1 protein-coding gene is annotated in these 644 nt (G+C 40.2%); it reads right to left on the bottom strand.

Going from position 1 to position 644, the window contains the following annotated elements:
• Positions 1 to 610, bottom strand: a 610-nt coding sequence (locus tag BCT81_RS08340; RefSeq protein WP_198596858.1) for a cache domain-containing protein, incomplete at its 3' end; no start/stop codon positions are given.
• Between the last annotated feature and the right edge of the window lie 34 nt (positions 611 to 644).

The following is a 644-nucleotide window of genomic DNA, read 5'->3' as shown; positions in this document are numbered from 1 at the left end:
CTAAGATAAAGCCATCTTCACGAGTGACGAAGATTTTATTATTTGTGGTGAGATGCTCGGTGAATCTGGTCAGGTCTTCAACCAGGATGTTTAGAGCAACAACGCCGACAATCTTGCCTTGTTTGTAGATAGGCGTTGCTAGAGACATTACTTGGTCACCGGTTGACGCCAGGTAAGGACGAGTAATGATTTTGTCCTCGCCACTCATTGCTTTCAAAAACCATTCGCGTTGTTTGGTTTTGGCATTAAAGTTTTCGATGATGCCATTGGTTTTTGACGAGTAGGAAGTACCATCCGCTAGAGAAAAGTAGATGTTAGTAACCTTGGTTGAGCTCATGGCACTATGGAGCGTTGTGATTGCTCGTGATGTGTCGACTTGACCACGCTCATCGAAAGACAGCTCATTGCTCACTACTTTCAAAATATCAAAGTAGCGATTAATTTTCTGTCCGATAGTATCTGCGATAAGTTGAGATTTATATCCCAACTGTTTTTTATAACTTACGGTCGACGAAGTCTCGAAATTCTTCCAGCTTAAAAAGCTTGTCGTCATGATTAACATGACTGTTAGCCCCATAATAGAAAGCATTATTTTTAGTTTAGCACTCATAACTTGTTCCAATATAAGCAGTGTTGATTATTAT

The sequence above is a fragment of the Vibrio sp. 10N.261.52.A1 genome, from assembly GCF_002876325.1.
GTDB classification, from domain to species: Bacteria; Pseudomonadota; Gammaproteobacteria; order Enterobacterales; family Vibrionaceae; genus Vibrio; species Vibrio chagasii.
Note: the sequence above shows the minus strand (reverse complement) of the source record. Positions and strands in the feature narration are given on the sequence as shown.